This window comes from Paenibacillus sp. 01T422 (genome assembly GCF_056398785.1).
Map to the genome: position 1 here is coordinate 1 of NZ_JBFTQB010000849.1, position 2,834 is coordinate 2,834.

Genomic DNA, 2,834 nt, shown 5'->3' on the forward strand with positions numbered 1-2,834 from the left:
CTCCATGCTGTTGAGCAATCCGTCCTTTGCAAAATGGGCGTAAATGTTCGTGAGCAGCAAATCCGGAGGTTGATTGCGGCTGATCATGGTATTGTACGCACTATCCAGAATGTCCCAGTTAATGACCTGCAATTCCACCTTGATATTCGGATACTTCGTTTCAAATTCTTTCACTAGATTTTCAAAATATGGCTTCGTAGATGTGCTGTATTCAGCAGCCACAAATGTAATCGTTGCTTTCGCGTCAGGATCGGCAGAAGCTGAATGGTGAACTTCCTCGTTGATGCATCCTGTGAGCAAAATGCCCGTAAGCTGCAGCAGCATAAGCGACGAACCCACTTTTCTTTTATCTATACGGCTCATTTTTTGATCCCCCTTCCGTCATATCACTACTTTTCCACCAATGGAAAGAGAAGCTCCTGATTTTCTTGGGTGTACATGTTTTCTTTGGTTATGACATGGGCGTCTATATTCACTCTGGGGTCCACCTTAATACCGGATAAAGCTTGCACTGCTGTTTCAACGGATAAATACCCCATATTAAACGGTTTTTGTACGATTGTGGCTTTAATAGCCCCTTCTTCCAAGAGCTTAATCTCATAAATAGAGCTATCAAATCCGACAATTCTAATTTGATCCTCCCCTTTTTTCTCTTTAATTGCCCTGGCTGCCCCTAACGTAGCCGTTTCATTTAATGCTGAAATACCTTGAATGTTCGGATACATAGCCAGCAGATGTTTTACCTGTTCGTAAGCCGCATCCTCAGTCCCGTCAAATCCATAACTCCCCGCGAATTCTACGCCAGGAAAATCGGCTATAGCATCCTTAAATCCGCTCTCACGCTCCTTCTCGGCGATCGTCTGTTTATTGCCGCTAAGTGTCATCACCCGAAATAATTTACCATTCTGCCCGCCAGCCAATATCATTCCGGCTTTTCTCCCCGCTTCGATATTGTCTGTTGCAATAAGAGTTGCTTCTGCACGCGTATTAATCGGTGAATCGAGCAGAATGAGTTTCGTTCCGGACTCCTTTATTTTCAAGGCAGTTGGCCCGAGCTTCTCGTAATCGGTGGCTGCAAGAATAATAGCGTCAGGCTTCTTCACAAGTGCTTCATTCACATTCCGAATTTGCCCTTCGGTATCCGTCTCCGATATGGGTCCAGTAATATCGATGTTTACAGCGAACTCTTTAGCAGCCGCTTTTATGCCTGTACTAACCATTTGCCAATAATCCGAGCGAATATTGTTCGTTTTTAGGACAACAGCGATCTCAAGCTTTCTAGGATTCGTAATACGCAGCATTTCCATGATGGTTATTAGGACAAAACCAATCACAATCACGGACAGTACAGCCAAGAAAACCGGCTTCTTAACGGCCATCGATGACTCCTTTCTGTCCACTTTTGGGGAGTACAATCCTAACCTCCGTACCTTCCCACTTTTCGCTTTTAAAAGTAAGACCAAATTCATTACCGAACAGCTTAATGCGTTCATTCACATTGCTGACCCCAATGCCCTTGATGATGCCATCCTTCAATTTCAAAATGTGCTCCAACTTCTCCGGTTCCATGCCAACTCCGTTATCTGCTACGACAAACACGATGTTATCTCCGTCTTCTTGTCCTGTTATTTTTACTAAACCGGGCTCCAAACTGTTTTTGATCCCATGATAAATCGCATTTTCAACAATGGGCTGCAAAATAATCTTCGGAATATGGACCTCTAGAATCCCAGGATCAACATCAATTTGAAAATCCAGCTTATCCTTATATCTCATCGATTGAATGAGCAAATAGTTGGTGATGTGCTCGATTTCCACCCGAACAGGAACGGTTTCATTATTTTTATTAATAATTGCACGAAATAACTTAGCAAGTGAAGAGGTCATCTGGACGACCTCATCATGTTTTTTACGTTCCGCCATCCAGATGATGGAATCCAGCGTATTATACAAGAAATGAGGATTTATTTGCGCTTGAAGCAGCTTCATTTCACTCTTTCGCTTGCTTTCCTCATTCTGAATAATTTGATTCATTAACTCTTTGATTCGGCTGACCATGATATTGAAGGTTTGGCCCAATTGTCCAATTTCATTCTCGCTGCGAAAGTCCGATCGGATGCTGAAATCGCCTTTTTCCACTTGTTTCATGCTGCTTTGCAGTATTTTGATGGGTCTTGATAGATGGCGGGAAATAAAGAAGGAGAGGTACAACGCGATGACTAAAGCTAGAATCGTCCATAAAAAATACGAGATGTTAATTTGATACTGATTCGCAATGAGCTCATTGGCGTAGGCAACCCCGACAATTTTCCAACCAAAGTGCGTTTCTTGGATCGTATAGATCCGTTTTTTGTTCCCATCCCCTGTTGTAAAGCTTCCGCTACCCGACTGTTTGACCTCATCAATCATCTCTTCCTTTAAATTGCTGTTAATCAGCTTCTGCTGCGGGTGATACACGATGCTACCATCTTTGTCGAGGATGAATACATACCCTCTTTTTCCCAGATTAATATGATTGCAAATCTCGCCAAGGACATTTAAGTTCAAATCGACCAGGAAAATACCCTCTCCCGTAATGCCGTCTGCACTTTTCAGCTCCCTGCTTAAGGAAACGACCCAACGGTACTCATTCTGGATAATGTTCTGGATGTGGGGAGCAGAAATAACGGATTTGCCTCCTTCTGCCTTTGCATTTTTGTACCATGGCTGTTCCTGGACATTGGCGTTCAGATTCAGACTTGTAATTCGACGGTCTGAAACAAATCGATTATTGTAGCCAAAAACCATAATCGAAGCAATGTCTTTGCGGGTAATCAAGATGGATTGAAATAGGT

Annotated in this window: 3 protein-coding genes; all 3 read right to left on the reverse strand. The window is 43.0% G+C overall.

Annotated elements, in window-relative coordinates:
- On the reverse strand, positions 1-363 hold a 363-nt coding region (locus AC1DUA_RS32355; protein WP_477503641.1), incomplete at its 3' end, for a hypothetical protein.
- Between the two features lie 26 nt (positions 364-389).
- The gene (locus AC1DUA_RS32360; RefSeq protein WP_477503642.1) at positions 390-1,379 is read right to left on the reverse strand and encodes a substrate-binding domain-containing protein; all 990 of its coding nucleotides are present in this window, start codon (positions 1,377-1,379) and stop codon (positions 390-392) included.
- The coding region (locus AC1DUA_RS32365) for a sensor histidine kinase (RefSeq protein WP_477503643.1) at positions 1,369-2,834 on the reverse strand (1,466 nt) is incomplete at its 5' end. The genes AC1DUA_RS32365 and AC1DUA_RS32360, both read right to left, overlap by 11 nt.